The sequence below is a fragment of the Paenibacillus planticolens genome (genome assembly GCF_013141725.1).
Lineage (GTDB): Bacteria > Bacillota > Bacilli > Paenibacillales > NBRC-103111 > Paenibacillus_E > Paenibacillus_E planticolens.
The window spans coordinates 457,230-474,974 of record NZ_WHNZ01000022.1; the positions used below are offsets into that span (position 1 = coordinate 457,230).

Consider the following 17,745-nt stretch of genomic DNA (forward strand, 5'->3'; position numbering starts at 1 on the left):
GCGGCAATGGAGGTGTGAGATGAACGGCGGACTGCGGGCAGCGGCTGCGGGGCAGAGTGAGATAACCCTTATCCGGCACGGATATGGGATTCCGGTGATGGTTGTGTTTTTAACGCTGTTTTCAACGCTAACGTTTTGGGAATGCTCTGATTTCACTCGGTAACGCTGTAAAACATGCTTATCTCTGCCGGATTTGGGGATTCCGGTAATGATTGTGTTTTTAACGTTGTTTTTCAGCGCTAGCGTATGGGGAATGCTCAGTATGCACTCTGTAACGCTGTAAAACATGCTTATCTCTGCCGGATATGAGGATTCCGGTGATGTTTGAGTTTTTAACGCTGTTTTTCAGCGCTAGCGTATGGGGAATGCTCAGTTTGCACTCCGTAGCGCTGTAAAACATGCTTATCTCTGCCGGATATGAGGATTCCGGTGATCATGGTCTGTTCCCCGATTTTAAGCTTGTTTTACAGCGCTAACTTCAACCTTTTCCCCTCTCCGCCTACTTTAACGCTGAAAAACGACGGCTCAGCTGAAAAATCGAGGAGAACATGGTCGTTCCCCAACTTTAAGCTTGCTTTACAGCGTTAAATTAAGGGCCAGTTTGCAGATCGGCCGCGATAAGTTTAATACCGGCAGCATATCAATAAGTTGAAACTCTCAAGCGGCCATGCGAGAACTTTCAATGGATGAAATCCAATAAAAGTTCCCTTTTTGCTGCCGAAATTGCATTCTCGTTGGACGAAATCCAATTAAGGTGCGATTCCGCTATTGTTTTAGCCCCTTTTTGAGTACTGTCATTGGAATCTTTCCAATGACAGTTGCTTTTTAACCGCCAAAAGCGCCATTTCATTGGATTTCATCCAACAGGATGCGTAGGCACATATACTCCTCTTGATTGCATGTATCACATGCTATCTACCACAAGCAAGCACATCTCACCTTCACACTCTAACCAAACGCCCATCCGAGTGAGCCTTTCCCTCCCAATTCACTAAAAAGATACCCACACAAATAAAAGCACCGCCCAGGCTGACATACCATGCGACTTTCTCGCCAAGCAGCAGCCAGCTGGAAAGAAGCCCGAACACCGGGACTAGAAACAAAAAGGCGCTAGTTTTGGCCGGGTCTCCGCTGCGGAGTAAATAAAACCATAGGACGAATTGAACGATCGATCCCATGATAACAAGCCAGAGCACCACGGTTACGGACGCAGCAGTAAAGGTAAAATACGGATGCTCAGTCACTGCACTCAGAAGGAGAAGCGCGATCCCCCCTGCAAGCATCTGATAAGCTGCCAGTACGTTCATATCAAACTCAGCTCCCCATCGCTTAATAAGCAGCGTAGATGCAGCAAAAAATATGGCCCCTGCAAAGCCGATCAAAGTACCCACTTGGAAATTCATCTGAAGTCCAAAGGTAATGACCACTCCGAGAAAACCAAACGCTACGCCGAACCATTGACGCCCGCGGTACTTGGCTCCCGTCAAGAAAGTACCCAGTATGATAACAAGCAGCGGGTTCGTACAAGTAATGATCGAGGATTCACCCGAGCTAATCCAATGCATGCTGTAATAGGCGCAGCCCATCACCCCAGCAGATTGAATCAGGCCGATCAACGCCGCATTCCCCCACATCCGGCCAACGGGACGAGGCTTTTTCCAAACGATAGCAGCCAATATGCCCCCTGCCAAAACGAAACGAATTCCCATCAAAAAGAAAGGCGCCGCATAGGCCATCCCCACTTTCCCAACGGGAAAAGAAACCCCCATGACAAAGGTTGTGACAAGTATTAGTGCAATATATTTATATTTATTCATCCTAAAAACCTCCCTATCAGCAAGTTGATTCCATTGTAAAGGAGGTTTGGAATTATGTATAATGATTACTATAGATACTCAACATCATAAATAGTGATACCAAAATCATTGCGATACGGAGGCTCAAAACAATGGAGAGCGCAGATTTGCGAGTATTTCAAATGGTTGCACGTGAAGGCTCAGTTACCAAAGCTGCCGGACGGCTCGGCTATGTACAATCCAATATTACCGCTCGCATTCAACAGCTGGAGTCAGAGCTGCAGACAGTTCTCTTTTTCCGGCATAACCGGGGCATGTCATTAACATCCAACGGAAAAACGTTGCTGGCGTATGCCGATAAAATCGTCGGCCTGCTGGATGAAGCTGTCCTGGCCATGTCTTCCTCCGCTGAACCCAGCGGTCCGCTTTTGATTGGCTCGACACAGACGGCTGCTGCGGTCAGGCTTCCCAAACTGCTTGCCTTCTACTATGAGCAGCATTCCAATGTTCAGCTCTCTTTGACGACAGGACATTCCCAATTTTTAATCGAAAAAGTACTTCGGTACGAGCTGGATGGCGCGTTTATCGGCTGTTCCTACACACATCCTGACTTGCAGTCTATCCCGGCATACGAAGAGGAATTGGTTGTCGCGGCCGGACCTCATACAGCCAATCTTATTGAAGCTTTAATGAAGCCCATACTAGTCTTTAGCCCGGGCTGCTCTTATCGTGACGTTTTGGAACAGTGGCTGCAGTCCATCGGCACACCGCATCCGGTCATCATGGAATTCGGCATGCTTGAAGCCATAATAGGCGGCGTGTCAGCAGGACTAGGGATTTCGCTCATGCCCAAAGCCGTCACGCAAAAACATGAGGCAGAAGGTTTAATTCGCACTTTTGCAATCCCTCAACCTTACCGCTTTATCAAAACTGAATTTATTACACGCAAAGATGCATTTGTTAGCAGCTCGCTTAACGCATTAATCGGAATGATCCCAGGAGATTCAGGGGCTTAGGGAGATGAGTTCTTTATATTTCCTGGTAATCCGTATCATTGACAGGGGAGTCCATATCTCCCCACTGATCTCCGTGCTGGTCGCCTTGCTCATCTTCTGCGACATTTTGCAGATCGGCGGCATTGATCGTTATAATCGGGTAAGTGTGTCCGGCCGCCAACTGCGCAGCCTGCAGCTTCATAAATTTCGGCGATCCCTCCGTATCCTCATCGTACACTAGCAGAATGCCGTCCGAATTGCGCAGCAGGAACTTGTCCCGCTCTTTGAACTGCCACGGTCCTTCATATTTGGTCTTCGTAATGCTGTTGACGTAATTCGCCCGATTCATAACGCTCGTGTAGCAACTCTTTTTCTCATCGCTCCACTTCTCTTCCTGCTCCAAAAAAGGCGTAATGACAGCCAATTTCAGCTCCGGAAAAGTACTCTCCCTTAGTTCAAGAGCAGCCTCGGCCGCCCACAGTTCAACGCCCCATCCACCGCTGACAACGACCCATTCCAGTCCCTCTTCAATCAGCGGAGTCAGTCTTTTTTGAATGGCTTTTTTTATAATCGGGATACCCGGATGTTTTAATGAAAAAATGCCCAGTTCGGATGCTTTATAGCCAGTAATTAAGATTCGTTTCAGAAAGCCCACCACCTTGTAAACTCTTCCTACAGGGTAGCACAGATAGCATACGATAGAAAGCAAAAAGAGCCTCCGGTTAATGACCGGACAGCTCTCTTTCCATAGCTTTCACAAGCCAAGGATACGCCTGACTTCCATTCACTTCGTGCTTGCCCTCGTACAAATGAAACCCCAAATTCTCGGCCGCACCCGCTTCTGTGTACAAGTTCTGCAAATACTGAATCGAGACTTCTGCCGTTGCAACTGGGAAAATTGGATCCTGTTTGCCTGAAGCAATGAACAGCGGACGCGGTGCTATGAGCCCCATTAATTCAGGCAGCTCCCCATACGCCAGCGCGCCGGGCAAGTAGTTGTCGATGCAGTGGCGGACATGCATAATGCTGCCTTTGAAAGTATTGGCAAAAGCGCATAGTACCGCCGCTTTGACCCGTTCGTCCATGGCCGCGGTGTATGAAGCGATCAAGGCGCCTCCGGAGAAGCCGAAACAGCCTACGCGGCCGCCGTCAACATCATCGCGAGACAGCATATAGTCGATGGCACGCTGCGCTTCCTGCACGCGCAGCCCTGCCAGCGAGATGCCGTACAGCAGCAGATGGGACGCAAGCGCTTGGCAGGATGAGCTGCCAACCTTTCCTTCCTTGAGATCCACAGCCAATCGGCGATCGCCGAAACCGATGATCTCAGGTACCATCACGATGAAGCCTCGCCTCACTAATTCCAGCGCATAGTTGCCATGGGAATCCGGCTCGCCCGTATTTTCGGAGCCATCCGGATGCATGCCGGCAATTTGCCTGCTGCCATAACCATGCCCGTGCAGAGCAAGCACCGCTGCAGACGGTCCCTTTTTCCCCCTAGGTATCAGGACATAAGCAGGGACGCGGAATCCCAACACCGTACCGAACTCGATGCGCTCACGAATGTGATCTTCCCGCTCAATCCGCTCCAGAAGAACAGGAAGAGGCTCATCTTCCTTCAGCATCCCTATTTGCAAAGAGTCGGCTAAACCTTGTTTCAGCCTGTCTCTAGTCTGGCCGGCAGTCTCTTGCCGCTGCTGCTCTTGACGCTTTTGCTCATAGGAATGATAGAGCTTCTCCATAACAGCATCTGGATTCCACATACAATCCCCTCACTCTCATCCGCTAAAAAGTGACTAATTTATCAACGGCAACCGGTAGTCCCGTACGCAGTGAAATATTGCCCGCGATGCCTGTAAGAATGGACATAGCACCGTCCACATGGGATGCCGCTCTTTGGAATCGGTCGTCAGACGCTTTCTCAAAAATATCGCGAAGCAGCACAGGATCGCCGCCGCCGTGACCGCCAACGCCTTCTTCGATCTGAACTTGGTAAGGAGCCGCGAACATCGGGAATACTTTAATCGTTTTCTCCTGCAAAGCGCCTTCGTCTTCTTTTTTGCCGCCGGAATTCACGTAGGATTTCTCTACGACCTTCATCTCAATACGGCCCTTGCTGCCGTTGATTTGCACGTTGAAGCCTTCCCATGGCATATAAGCATTCAAGGAATAGGTCAGGATTGCTTTATTTTTGTAACGAACCATTACGCCCATCGTATCTTCAATATTAATGCCGTCGCCGAAAACGCTTTGATCGCGCTGGTAGCCGTCTTCATGCTCTGCATCCAAATATAGGCCTTTGAGGTGCTCGTTTTGATCCAAATGGAGGGCAAAAGGGTCGCCCTTCGCGTTTTCGTTCCCCGTTGCACGTTGATAGAACTTCGTTTCTCCGCGCTTCTCGGCATTTTCCCGGCCATAAAACATCAAGCCGCCCATCGCAAAAACCGTATCAGGACGCGTCCCCAGCCAAAAATTCACTAAATCAAAATGATGCGTAGATTTGTGCACCAGCAGCCCGCCGCCATTGCGCTTATCCCGGTGCCATCTGCGGAAATAGTCTGCTCCATGCTCGGTATTCAGCAGCCATTCAAAATGCACGGAATGCACGTCACCAATCGTTCCGTCCATAATCAGCTCACGGATTTTCGTATTGTGCGGAGCGTAGCGGTAATTGAAGGTCACGCGAAGCTGACGGCCCGTCCTTTTGATCGCGTCGAGAATTTCCTGGCATTTCTCTTCATCCACCGTCATCGGTTTCTCCGAAATCACATCGCACCCTAGCTCCATCGCTTTTATAATATACGTATGATGCGTACGGTCAACCGAAGTTACAATCACATAATCAGGCTTCTCTCTACGGATCATTTCTTCGAATTCATTCGCTTTATAAGTCGGTACCGTCTTATATTCATATTTGTTTTGCAGCAAGCCGTTTGTAAAATCCATTCTCGTTTGATTCATATCGCAGATGGCAACCAACTCTGATGTATCTTGGAAATCTCTTACGATAGCGCCATAGAAAAACTCAGCCCGTCCTCCGGTGCCGACGATTGCATAACGTTTTTTCATATCGATTAAACCCCTCTCGAGAATAAGTTTTCTTACCTCAAGATTAATACAATATTTGTTGTGTTTCTATTCAAATCTTATCTATCGTCTTTCAATCCTTGCATATTTTGCTATAATGAGAGTACATTTATTTTGGCATGATCGAGAGGTGTCCCTTGTGATCCAATACGAAATCGAACGACTGCGCAGAGATCGCCCTTATTCGATGCAGGTGAATCATTTTCATGATCATTATGAAATCTACTATTTGCTGAGTGGCAAGCGCTACTACTTTATACAGGACCGCTCGTACTTCATTCAGGAAGGCGATCTCGTCTTTATCGATAAAAATCAGCTTCACAAAACGCGAAATGTCGATGCGGAGACGCATGAACGCATTTTGCTCAGTTTCGATGACAGGTGGATTCGCTCCATCGGTGAAGATGCCTCCACGCATTTGCTCCTGCCTTTCGTGCAAAAGCAGCACGTATTCTCCCTTAGCGGTACGAATCGTACCCTAGTGGAGAATCTGCTGTTTCAATTGCTTAGAGAGCAGCAGCAAGCGCTAAGCGGCTGGCAATTGAACAGCCGGGCGCTGTTTACGCAGCTGCTGATCTTCTGCTCGCGGCTGACCGACAAGCTCAGCTCCGCGCAGGAGCACCCGCAAGCCCACAATCCCAAAATATTTGAGATTGTGGCTTACATCAACGAGCATTATCGGACTCGGCTGACGCTCGCCTCCATCTCGGAGACGTTTTACATTAGTCCCAGTTATTTTTGCCGTTCGTTTAAAGAAACGACCGGCTTTTCGTTCGTTGAATATTTGAACAATGTGCGAATCAGAGAAGCGCAGCGGCTCCTCAGAGAAACGAAGCTGAAGGTGATTCATATCGCCGAGCAATCCGGCTTCGACAGTGTCGCTCATTTTGGCCGCGTATTCAAGCAGGTCACTTCGCAGACACCGCTGGAATGCCGGAAGCTGATGAGGCTCAGCCAGTAGTTAGGTTGGACGGGCGTCTCCCACATATAAAAAGGGGCTCCCCAGAAGTAGATCAATCTACTCGCGGGAAGCCCCTTTCCTATTTAAAACCCAAAGTATTGTTTCGCGTTATCGTAGGAAATGCCTTGTACCAATTGCTTAAGCAGCTGCTCGTCGTTCGGGAACTCGCCCGCTTCGACCCACTCGCCGAACATGTTACACAAAATTCTGCGGAAGTACTCATGTCTTGTGTACGACAAGAAGCTTCTGGAGTCGGTAAGCATGCCGACGAAACGGCCGAGCAATCCGAAATTGCCGAGCGATTTCATTTGCGAAACCATGCCGTCTTTTGTATCGTTGAACCACCAAGCGGCGCCAAGCTGGATTTTGCCTGGGATGCCGTCGCCTTGGAAGCTGCCCATCAAGGATGCGAGAATTTCATTATCGCGGGCATTCAAGGAATAAAGAATGGTTCTCGGCAGTGAATCCGCAACAGCAAGCGATGAAAGCAAGCCGGTAAGCGCGCTCGCTACAAGGCTATCGTTAATGGAGTCGAATCCAGTATCCGGGCCGAGCTTCGCAAAAGCTTGTCCGTTATTGTTGCGGGACGCGTTAATGTGGTACTGCATCGCCCAGTCCAACTTTTTGTACACGCCGCCAAGGAATAACAAAGTGAAGGCTTTATATTTCTTCTCATCTTCCAAACTAACCGCGTTACCGGCCAGCGCAGATTTGAAAATTTGCTCTACTTCCTCTTTGGTCGCCACTGCAAAAGGCACATAATCCAACGCATGGTCAGACACCTTACATCCTACCGAATTAAAGAATTCAGCTCTGTTCTCAAGTGCCGCAAGCAAATCGTCGTAAGACGAGATCGCGATGCCGGCCGCTTTTTCCAACTGAGCAATCCATGGAAGGAATGTCGCGCGGTTAATTTCAAGCGCTTTGTCAGGACGGTAGGATGGCAGCACTTGCGTATTGAAATCTTTGATTTCTTTGATTTTGATGTGATATTCCAGGGAGTCAACCGGATCGTCCGTTGTGCAAATGACCGTTACTTTGGAATTCGTGATCAGGTCTCTGGCGCGTGAACTGCCTTCAGCCAGCTTCGCATTCACTTTTTCCCAAATCGCAGGCGCATTCTGTTCATTGATCAGGTCATACACACCGAAATACGTTTGCAGCTCCATGTGGGACCAGTGATATAACGGATTGCCTATCGCCATCGGAAGCGTTCCTGCCCAAGCAACGAAACGGTCATAATCGCTAGCTTCGCCGGTAATTTTATTCTCTTCAACGCCGTTAGCGCGCATCATTCTCCATTTGTAGTGGTCGCCATACAACCATGCTTCGGTAATCGTGTTGAATTGTTTATTTTCATAAATTTCTTTAGGGCTCAAATGGCAGTGATAATCAATAATTGGCAGATCTTTGGCATATTCGTGGAACAAATGAACGGCTGTTTCATTGGTAAGCAAAAAATTTTCATCTAAAAACGTTTTCATAAAGTGAATTTCCACCCTTCTCTGACCTGAATGATCTGCCCTTTATTGTAGCGGAAGGTGGCGGTGAAATCTTGTGATTTTTTGCTTTAATTTTGTGAAATATGCATATATTGACCTTAACCATGTCTAGGGAGCTGATTTATTCGGATCTGCACCCACCGTTATTTCTTCCGGTAAAGCCTTGGAAGCGCCCGGAACATGCCGCGGCTTATGATTAATTTGCTCGGAGGAGTAGATGCTGACATACACGCGCCCGGGCAAAGCCTGAGCTCTGATAAGGACAGGCTGATTATAGTTGTTTTTGAAACTAAAATCAGGACCTCCCCAGTTTACCGTCGCGTCTCTCCCTGAGGGAACATAGGGAACCGATCGGCTGTGCGAGTATCTTTCCACAATCGTAAGCCCCGCCCTGTCCGCCGCGTTAAAAAGCGTTGAGGAAGTTTGGCAAATACCGCCACCGATCCCTTCAGAGAATTCGCCCCTGACAATGACTTTGGCGGGCATATAGCCCCTTCCACGCGTACGAACACCAACAACCCGGTTAAAAGAAAACGTCTCGTTCGGCAGAACTACGTAATTGTTAATCGCCTGAGTCGCCAGTTTAATGTTCGTAAAGCGGTGCTTATTATTCGAATTAAAATACGTGACATAATAGCCGATTGGATGTACCCGAATGCTGGCAAGCAGCTCACTATCGACTTTAGGATAAATGGACGACTGCGGAACATCGAATTCCAAAGGTCCATCACTGTAGAAATGGTTATAAAATTGTTCCACAAACGCTTTCCGGTTCAGCCTTGCGCCCGGGATCTCTTTCACAATGACGCCGGCATCGCTAATAATAGCGTTCACCGGCTTTCGGTACGCTTTCTTCTCCATCTCGACCATAAGTCGATTTAAACGTTCATTATCGATCAACGGCAAATCCACATAGTCAAGCCTGTAGGCCTCACGCTGCACATTCGCTTGAATTGGAGAAGTCCCATCCTTGGTTGCGGTTTCCGGCGCTTCGCTCTGCTGTAATAAGAGCAACAGCCCCGCAATCCATCCATGTATCATCAAATCAATCACCCCTCCCCTATTGTAAACAATTGAAAATTTTCCATACCAAATAAATGACCTCATGACGATCATGCAAAAAGGACCGTCCCCAACCATGAGGCTGGCCGAGGACAAGTCCTTATTTTCCAATTAATAGGATGTTTTTTAATGCGGGTAAACGATTTGGAACTCTTCGCCGCAGGGGCCGCCATTCGGGTTGATTTCCAAGTCGACGGTGTCGCCGTTTTGGCGGTACAAAGGACGATAGTAGTTGCTAATATGCGTAGCGGACTGATTGGCATAATGACAAATGAACGCCCTGCGGAAGCGGTCCTTCGTTTTGTTGCGATACGAGCCATGGATGAGATTGCCGTTAAAAAAGAGCACATCGCCTCTGTCCATGACGACAGGCATCGCCTTCTCGTCTTTAGGCGGCTTCACATAGTGCGTCGTAAACGACTCCTTGGCGTCCGCAAGATCCGGACAAGACAACTCCAGCGCGTTGGTTTTGGGAACGACGAGCAAGCCGCCGTTTTCCTCATCTGCCGCATCAATCGCAGTCCAGGCTGCAATACAGTTGCCGGGCTCAACCTGCAGATAGAAGTTATCCTGGTGAAGCGCTTGACCGCGGGAACCCGGCGGTTTGTAATAGAACATGCTCTGCGCAGCCAGTGCCTCTTCGTCATACAAATCGGCTAACGCCTCCATGACCGGCTGATGCAGCATATACTTCTTCGCCGTCTCATTGAAGCGGTGCGGCTGCATAACCCGCGGGTAACGCTTTAACGGATCAGACCCCTCCGCCTGCAAATCAGGCTCAAAATGGCCCGGCACCGGACGCATAGCAATATCTGCAAATGTGGCATCGATTTCTGCCAGATTTTCCGCTGAAAACAAACCTTTTACGATCAAATATCCTTCTCTTTCAAAATGCTGTTTTTGCTCCTCTGTCAGTATTAGCAATGCGCTTGTCATCTCGTCTTCCCCCCAAGGTCCCATAGAGTACTTTCATGAATTCAGCATATCGAACTTTGCCCTGGCATAGAAGTAAGAATGCTGCTAATTACTCCTACAATTCTGCTATCTTCTGTTATACTCAACTCATCACCCGGCAGCGGTCAGGAAGGAAGAGATCCCCATGAACAGCGAAGAAAACACATTCTTGGCAGGACATTTCAAAGAAACAGATTCGTATGTCACCATACGTCCCCAGGGACGCAGCGATTGGCTCCTTTGCTTCACACTGGATGGGGAAGGCTACTTTAAACACGCCGGTAATGAAAGACGCTGCCGGGCCGGGGACCTCACGCTTCTTGCTCCGGGGACACCGCAGCACTACGGTACGCGGAAGAACCATAGCTGGCATTTTGTCTGGGCGCATTTTCCATCCATTCTCACAGAAACAAATCTGCTGCCGAAGGAAGAGCAGCTTTTCGTTACAATTGAAAGCGAGTCGCTTCGAGAGCGCATCTATCAAGCTTTTGCCCGCATTCTCCAGGATTCCAGAGAGCGCGGCGAATATTGGTTTGAGCTGATTCTCTCTTCCTTGCGGGAAATTCTGCTCATCATGGCGCAGAAAACAAGCCGTAAAATTGACCCGCGCATTGAAGAGGTCCTCTACCTGTTATCGCAGCAGATGCGCGAGCCTGTCCGCATCGAGGAGCTGGCGCAGCATGTCGGGCTCTCCCCCTCGAGACTTGCTCATCTTTTCAAAGCCAGCACCGGCTATTCCATTATCGATTCCCTCAACCGGATGCGGATCAGGCAGGCTGCTCTTCTGCTGGAGCATACACAGCGCAGCGCTTCAGAAGTGTGCTATGACGTAGGTTTTCAAAACTATAATCACTTCACCAATCAATTCCGCAAATGGCATGGCACAAACCCCAGAACCTTCATGAAAGAGCGACGGTAAAATTTATTTGACAGTTCGATGCCCGCACGATAAACTGCTAGCAAGATATAGAATAAAGGAGGATTTTCTATGACCTTTGAACGTAATCTTGACAAATATGCGGAGCTTATCGTCCGCGTCGGTTTGAATATTCAGTCTGGTCAAACGCTTTGGATCAATGCTCCCATACTCCATCCTGCTCTCGTGCGCCACATATCCCGTAAAGCTTATGAAGCAGGAGCCAAACACGTACATATCGAATGGCAGGATGAAATCTCCACTCAAATTAAATATATGCATGCTCCTGACGAAGCCTTTCACGAGTATCCGTCGTGGAGAGCGCAAGCCCTTACAGAATTGGCGGAAAACAACGGGGCCTACCTGTGGATTAACGCCGATGATCCCGAGCTGCTGAAGGGAGTCGATCCCGCGCGTATTTCCGCTAATTCCAAAGCGGCAGGTCCGAAACTTAAGAAGTGGAGAGAAAGCATGTCTTCCTATTTCATGACCTGGTCGATTATCGCTGCGCCATCTCCGGCCTGGGCCAGCAAAGTGTTCCCGCAGTTGGAGGAAGAAGCTGCCATGAACGCTTTATGGGACGCCATTTTCAAAGCTGTCCGGGTGGATCAAGATAACCCTGTGCAAACTTGGCACGAGCACAACGCTACACTGCGCAGCAAAAGAGAACTCCTTAACGAGAAGCAATTTCATAAAATTCATTACCGCGCCCCAGGCACTGAACTGACTGTCGAGCTGCCGCCAAACCATATTTGGCGCGGGGGTTCTGCTACCAACGGAACGGGCGGTTTTGAATTCAACCCGAATATTCCGACAGAAGAAGTGTTTGTTTCACCGCATCGTCAAGGAACGCAAGGAACAGTACGCAGTACGAAACCGTTAAGCTATCATGGCAATTTGATCGACAACTTTACGATCACTTTTGATAACGGACGTGTCGTCGACTATACAGCCGAGACAGGCTTCGACTCCTTGAAAGAAATGATCGAAATGGATGAAGGCTCTCATTATTTGGGAGAAATTGCGCTTGTACCGCATGATTCACCGATTTCTAACTCGAATCTGATCTTTTTCAATACGCTTTTTGATGAAAATGCTTCTAATCATTTGGCTCTGGGAAGTGCTTTCCCGACATGTGTGGAGGGCGGAACTTCCATGTCCAAGGAAGAGCAGCTGCAAGCCGGCCTTAATGACAGCCTGATCCATGTTGATTTTATGATCGGTTCTGCCGATATGGACATTGACGGCGAGCATGCGGACGGCCGCATTGAACCTATTTTCCGCAAGGGCAATTGGGCATATTAACATAAACCAAAGAAACCTTCCAAACCCACAATAAGTGTGGAACGGGAGGTTCTTTTTTCATATAGTAAAGAAACTACCTTTTTAACGTCCGTACTTGGACAAATAGCAGCGAACCGGGAGCATTGGTTCTTGCGAATTTGGGAATGTTAGTCAGAAGGCTGACGGAAATTTAGGCAACCCTATCCAAACAAGAGGAGTTGATCGTATGAGTACCAAACCGACGATTGCTGCGATTAGCGTGCCATTTGACCTTGGAGCAGGCCGGCGAGGGGCTAGTAAAGGCCCTAAAGCCATCATGCAAGCAGGCTTATTGCGGGGCTTGCAGCAAATGGATATCGCCGCTGAGCACGTGGCGGAGATTCGCCTCCCCGGCGATAAAGCAGCTCCGCTTGCGCCTGAGGTGGATAAAACGAATTTAAAATATTTAGCTGAGGTTATCGAGATAAATACGCGCCTGGCCGAACAAGTGTCCAAGGCTGCGGAGCAAGGGCATTTCCCCCTCGTCATTGGCGGGGATCACAGCATCGCCATCGGGACTCTGGCAGGATTATCCGGGCATTATAACAACTTAGGCGTTATTTGGATTGATGCGCATTCCGACTTAAATACAGCGGACACCAGCCCGTCCGGCAATATTCACGGCATGTCCCTGGCGATCAGCCTTGGCATGGGACATCCTTTGTTAACCGGCATTAAAAGGGATTTGGCGAAAGTAAAGCCGGAAAATATTGTCCTTATCGGCTCGCGTTCGCTGGATGAAGGTGAGAAAAAACTGATCCGGGCGCTGGGCATTAGATGTTACACGATGCATGATATCGATATCAAAGGGATGGCGGCTGTGATGCAGGATGCCATCGCTTATATAAGCGGTAAAACGGACGGCGTTCATCTCAGCTTTGACGTCGATTCCTTGGACCCGCTTGAAGCCCCTGGCACTGGGACGGCGGTAAAAGGCGGACTGCAATTCCGCGAAGCCCATCTCGCCGTAGAAATGCTGCACGAAGCAGGCATCGTCACATCCGCTGAATTCGTTGAGGTCAATCCGCTGCTCGACGATAACAACAAAACCTCGCAATTAGCCGTCGGACTGATCAGCTCATTGCTGGGCAAGCAAATTTTGTAGCAGCATTCTTGCCGACTGCAGATCTTTCCGAAAACTCGCTCCCTCTTCTGGGATGCGGGTTTTTCTGCTTGTTGCTTGCAGTTATAATTGGTAAAATATAGCTAACCTATCAGATTAATATGACTGGAGCTTAGAATGAAAACTTTGAATCAATGGTATTTGCAGATTTTACTTGCTCTCCTTTCATTGTGCACGATCGGGATCTATTTGCTTTTCAAAAACCAAACGTATTATGAATTTCTGCTTTGGAATCTGTTCCTTGCGTGGATCCCTAATCTCTTCGCTTTGGGAGCTTATTTTTTACATCCGCTTAAACCCTTTGCTTCCAGAAAAATTCTCATTCTCGTATTAGGATTAGCGTGGCTGCTGTTCCTCCCGAATGCTCCGTATATCGTCACCGATTTCATTCATTTAACGATTCTAAAAAACTCCTATATGCCTAAAAAAACATGGAGCATTAATTATTGGTATGATCTTTTCACTATTTTTTTATTTGCTTGGAACGGATTATTGTTGGGGTGCAGCTCCATGTATATGATTCATGTAATCGCGATGAAAAGCTGGGGCCGCGTCCTCTCGTGGCTGCTCATCATCGCTACCTCGCTGCTGAGCGGGTACGGCATTCTTTTGGGAAGAGAATACCGGTTGAATAGCTGGGATGCGCTGATGAACATGAAAATCGTGAGTATTCTGCAACGGAGTTTGCACAAAGATGCTTTTATTTTCTGCTTGCTGGTTGGTTTTGTAATCCTTACGGTTTACGCAACTTTCTATATACTTATCAACGGTGTAGGCAGCTCGAAGCTTGCAGAGGAAAAAATAAACGCCTCCAGCCCATCATCACGATGAGCCGAGGCGTTCGTTTATTCAGCCCTGTCCTAATCGGCAGGCTGCAGCAATCTTTCGCCGGCGATACCCGGCGTCGTCATTTGAATCGGATTGAGGATTTCTTCAATCTCCTCCGTGGTCAGCAGTCCGCGCTCCAGGATCAGCTCCTTTAGCGTCATGCCAGTGCGCACGGCCTCTTTCACCAGCTGCGCGGCAACCTCATAGCCAAGATGCGGGTTCAAGGCCGTTACGATGCCGAAGCTTTGCTCGACGAAGGTGCGGCACCGCTCGCGGTCAGCCTCTAAGCCCTCAATCGCAAAGCGTTCGAATACATCCGCCGCGTTGCGCAAAATTTTCAGCGATTGCAGCAAGTTAAACGCAAGAACCGGCCCCATGACGTTCAGCTCGAATTGGCCTGCTTCACATGCCAGGCAAATCGTATGGTCGTTCCCAATAACTTGGAATGCTACTTGGTTTACAACTTCCGGCATGACGGGGTTCACTTTGCCCGGCATGATGGACGATCCCGGCTGTCTCGGAGGCAGCTTTAGCTCCCCTAAACCGGCGCGCGGACCGGAAGCCATGAGGCGGATGTCGTTGCATATTTTGGAAAGATTCACTGCACAAACTTTCAATGAAGCGGAAAGCTCTGTGTATGCATCCATGTTTTGAGTGCCATCGACCAAATGCTCGGCATTTTCAACCGGAATTCCGCACTGCCCTTTTAGATGGAACATCACGCGGTCTACGTACTCTGGCTTCGCATTCAGCCCCGTTCCTACAGCAGTCGCCCCCATGTTGACGGTCAAAAGACCGACGGAAGCTTGGCGAATCCGGTTGATATCTCGCTGCAAGACACGTGCATAGGCACCGAATTCTTGCCCAAGGCGAATCGGAACTGCATCTTGAAGATGCGTTCTTCCCATTTTGATCACATCGTCAAATTCCGTTTCCTTCCGGGCAAAAGCGCTCTGCAGCGACGTCATCGTCTCAATCAATTGCGTGGATAACCGGTACGCGGCAATTTTGATCGCCGTAGGAATAACGTCATTCGTCGATTGCGACATATTGACATGGTTGTTTGGATTACAGTGGAAATAACTGCCCTTCTCCTCGCCCATCAGCTCCAGTGCCCGATTGGCCAACACTTCGTTCATATTCATATTAATCGAAGTTCCCGCTCCGCCTTGGATGGAATCTACGATAAATTGATCAACCAGCTTGCCGTCTCTTACTTCCTCGGCTGCTTTAACCAAATGCTCCCCGATTTTCTTAGGCAGCATGTGGGTTTCCATGTTCGCCAGAGCTGCGGCTCTCTTTACTTCTGCTAAAGCTGTTATAAGCTCTGCGTGAATTTTAACGCCTGTAATTGGAAAATTCTCAAGCGCACGCATCGTCTGAATGCCGTAATAGGCATGGGCCGGAACTTGTTTTTCACCTAAAAAATCTTTTTCAATGCGAATACTCATCTTACACACCGTTCCTTTTTCTTTAAAGTAAATGCTCGTTGCGAAGTAGGTGTTCTAGTAGCATCCTTTATGGACAAATAATTATTGACCACTGTAATGTACAGTGTCTATCAGAACTATTCGCTCTTCCAGCAAAGAATCCTGCAATATCTGACACGTTCTGTAATAAATTTATGTGACAATGAAAGCATTTTCAGATTACGCATTGTTTTCGCAGCCTTCAAATAATATTTCCCATATTCGTCAATACCATGATTGAACTTTGCACATTTCGAGAAAACTTGTATCAACGCTAACGCTCTTTACTTATATATGCCGGCAGCATGCCAAAAGCAAAGGACACTTCGCTCACACGCACAACAATTCGGAGCACATTCGCAACGTTCAGCGGGGAAGAATACAATGGATTACAAGCTCGCCATGTGTGACAATGAATTTATCACTGACGTTTGGCCAGGTTGCACTCCAAGGAGGAATACTGATGGATACAAAAAGTTCGTTGATCATCGAAAAAACCGAAAAATACGGAGCACACAATTATCACCCGCTGCCGATCGTGATTTCAAAAGCGGAAGGCGTTTGGGTCGAGGATCCGGCTGGCAACCGTTATATGGATATGCTGAGCGCTTACTCGGCTTTGAATCAGGGGCATCGTCACCCTCATATTTTGAAGGCTTTGCATGAACAAGCGGAGAAAGTCACTCTGACTTCCAGAGCTTTTCATAGCGAGACACTCGGGGCTTTTTATGAAAAATTAGCGGCATACACAAATAAGCCGATGGTTTTGCCGATGAACACCGGAGCCGAAGCGGTCGAAACGGCGGTAAAAGCGGTTCGCCGCTGGGGCTACGACGTAAAAGGGATTCCGGCGGATCAAGCGGAAATTATCGTCTGCGAGGGGAATTTCCACGGACGCACGGTCACGGTCACTTCCTTCTCTTCGTCGCCGGAATATAAACGCGGCTTCGGCCCCTTCACCCCGGGCTTCCGCATCATCCCTTACGGGGATGCGGAAGCGCTTCGGGCGGCTATCGGGCCGAACACGGCCGGGTTTTTGTTCGAGCCGATTCAGGGCGAGGCCGGCATTGTCATTCCGCAGGACGGTTACCTGCGGGAATGCTATGAGCTATGCCAAGCGAATCGGGTGCTTTTCGTCGCGGACGAAATCCAAACGGGATTCGGCCGCACGGGCCGCCGCTTCGCTACGGACTGGGAAGGCGTCACGCCGGACCTGTACGTTATGGGCAAAGCGCTCGGCGGCGGGGTATTTCCGATCTCGGCTGTGGCCGGAGACCGGGAGGTGCTTGAGGTTTTCGAGCCCGGTTCACACGGCTCCACCTTCGGTGGGAACCCTCTCGGCTGCGCCGTCGCTATCGCGGCGCTGGAAGTTATCGAGAACGAGCGGCTCGCGGAGCGCTCGGATGAGCTTGGGGCGTATTTCCTGAAGCGGCTTCAGGAAATACAGTCCCCCAGCATCGCGGAAATCCGCGGGCGCGGGCTGTTCATTGGTATTGACCTTAAGGTTTCGGCTCGTCCGTTCTGCGAACAGCTGAAGGAGAAGGGCTTATTGTGCAAAGAGACACATGAGCACATTATTCGGTTCGCTCCTCCGCTCACGATTACGAAAGAGGAGCTCGATTGGGCTTGGCAGCACGTGCATGATGTGCTGAGCGGGGTTTAGGCGGCAAGGGTGCGCGGGAAAAAATCAGCCGTCTCCTGTTTTGGGAACCGCGTGGGTTAGCTACTT

At 49.1% G+C, this 17,745-nt stretch carries 16 protein-coding genes; 8 read left to right on the forward strand and 8 right to left on the reverse strand.

Annotated features, from left to right (window positions below):
• Positions 1-19: 19 nt before the first annotated feature.
• Positions 20-163, forward strand: a complete 144-nt coding sequence (locus GC097_RS13195) for a hypothetical protein (protein ID WP_171683745.1) — start codon at positions 20-22, stop codon at positions 161-163.
• 778 nt (positions 164-941) lie between these two features.
• Here the strand turns inward: GC097_RS13195 and GC097_RS13200 are convergent.
• Positions 942-1,817 (reverse strand): DMT family transporter, encoded by an 876-nt coding sequence (locus GC097_RS13200; protein WP_171683746.1) that lies wholly within the window; start codon positions 1,815-1,817, stop codon positions 942-944.
• Positions 1,818-1,948: 131 nt separating this feature from the next.
• Here GC097_RS13200 and GC097_RS13205 point away from each other — a divergent pair, with 131 nt between their 5' ends.
• Positions 1,949-2,812, forward strand: coding sequence for a LysR family transcriptional regulator (locus tag GC097_RS13205; RefSeq protein ID WP_171683747.1), 864 nt, complete (start codon positions 1,949-1,951; stop codon positions 2,810-2,812).
• Between the two features lie 13 nt (positions 2,813-2,825).
• On the opposite strand, the gene GC097_RS13210 is transcribed toward GC097_RS13205, so the two are convergent.
• The 3 genes from GC097_RS13210 to GC097_RS13220 form a co-directional block, all read right to left on the reverse strand.
• Positions 2,826-3,437, reverse strand: coding sequence for an SLOG family protein (locus tag GC097_RS13210; protein ID WP_171683781.1), 612 nt, complete (start codon positions 3,435-3,437; stop codon positions 2,826-2,828).
• Positions 3,438-3,513: 76 nt separating this feature from the next.
• Positions 3,514-4,554, reverse strand: a complete 1,041-nt coding sequence (locus GC097_RS13215; RefSeq protein WP_171683748.1) for a dienelactone hydrolase family protein — start codon at positions 4,552-4,554, stop codon at positions 3,514-3,516.
• A gap of 22 nt (positions 4,555-4,576) precedes the next feature.
• Positions 4,577-5,860 carry a Gfo/Idh/MocA family protein gene (locus GC097_RS13220; protein WP_171683749.1) on the reverse strand — a complete coding sequence of 428 codons (1,284 nt, stop codon included), beginning with the start codon at positions 5,858-5,860 and terminating at the stop codon, positions 4,577-4,579.
• Positions 5,861-6,017: 157 nt separating this feature from the next.
• On the opposite strand from GC097_RS13220, the gene GC097_RS13225 reads away from it, so the two are divergent.
• On the forward strand, positions 6,018-6,839 hold the full coding sequence (locus GC097_RS13225; RefSeq protein ID WP_312875661.1) for a helix-turn-helix transcriptional regulator: 822 nt from the start codon (positions 6,018-6,020) through the stop codon (positions 6,837-6,839).
• Positions 6,840-6,922: 83 nt separating this feature from the next.
• Here GC097_RS13225 and uxaC read toward each other — a convergent pair whose 3' ends face one another.
• The 3 genes from uxaC to GC097_RS13240 all read right to left on the reverse strand — a co-directional run bounded on the left by uxaC (position 6,923) and on the right by GC097_RS13240 (position 10,339).
• The gene (uxaC, locus tag GC097_RS13230) at positions 6,923-8,323 is read right to left on the reverse strand and encodes a glucuronate isomerase (RefSeq protein WP_171683751.1); all 1,401 of its coding nucleotides are present in this window, start codon (positions 8,321-8,323) and stop codon (positions 6,923-6,925) included.
• Positions 8,324-8,449: 126 nt separating this feature from the next.
• Complete coding sequence (locus tag GC097_RS13235) at positions 8,450-9,382, reverse strand: VanW family protein (RefSeq protein WP_171683782.1); 933 nt, start codon at positions 9,380-9,382, stop codon at positions 8,450-8,452.
• Between the two features lie 147 nt (positions 9,383-9,529).
• Positions 9,530-10,339, reverse strand: coding sequence for a phytanoyl-CoA dioxygenase family protein (locus GC097_RS13240; RefSeq protein WP_171683752.1), 810 nt, complete (start codon positions 10,337-10,339; stop codon positions 9,530-9,532).
• A 163-nt stretch (positions 10,340-10,502) separates the two neighbouring features.
• Here GC097_RS13240 and GC097_RS13245 point away from each other — a divergent pair, with 163 nt between their 5' ends.
• The 4 genes from GC097_RS13245 to GC097_RS13260 all read left to right on the forward strand — a co-directional run bounded on the left by GC097_RS13245 (position 10,503) and on the right by GC097_RS13260 (position 14,550).
• Positions 10,503-11,276, forward strand: a complete 774-nt coding sequence (locus GC097_RS13245; protein WP_171683753.1) for a helix-turn-helix domain-containing protein — start codon at positions 10,503-10,505, stop codon at positions 11,274-11,276.
• Between the two features lie 69 nt (positions 11,277-11,345).
• Positions 11,346-12,578, forward strand: coding sequence for an aminopeptidase (locus GC097_RS13250; protein WP_171683754.1), 1,233 nt, complete (start codon positions 11,346-11,348; stop codon positions 12,576-12,578).
• Positions 12,579-12,783: 205 nt separating this feature from the next.
• Entirely contained in the window at positions 12,784-13,701 is a 918-nt protein-coding gene (gene rocF / locus GC097_RS13255; RefSeq protein ID WP_171683755.1) for an arginase, read from the forward strand.
• Between the two features lie 135 nt (positions 13,702-13,836).
• Positions 13,837-14,550 (forward strand): DUF1361 domain-containing protein, encoded by a 714-nt coding sequence (locus tag GC097_RS13260; protein ID WP_171683756.1) that lies wholly within the window; start codon positions 13,837-13,839, stop codon positions 14,548-14,550.
• A gap of 29 nt (positions 14,551-14,579) precedes the next feature.
• Here the strand turns inward: GC097_RS13260 and aspA are convergent, their stop codons facing one another.
• Positions 14,580-15,998 carry an aspartate ammonia-lyase gene (gene aspA, locus GC097_RS13265; RefSeq protein WP_171683757.1) on the reverse strand — a complete coding sequence of 473 codons (1,419 nt, stop codon included), beginning with the start codon at positions 15,996-15,998 and terminating at the stop codon, positions 14,580-14,582.
• A gap of 481 nt (positions 15,999-16,479) precedes the next feature.
• Between aspA and GC097_RS13270 the strand changes: the two genes are divergently transcribed.
• Positions 16,480-17,679, forward strand: a complete 1,200-nt coding sequence (locus GC097_RS13270) for an ornithine--oxo-acid transaminase (protein WP_246294178.1) — start codon at positions 16,480-16,482, stop codon at positions 17,677-17,679.
• Positions 17,680-17,745: the final 66 nt, after the last annotated feature.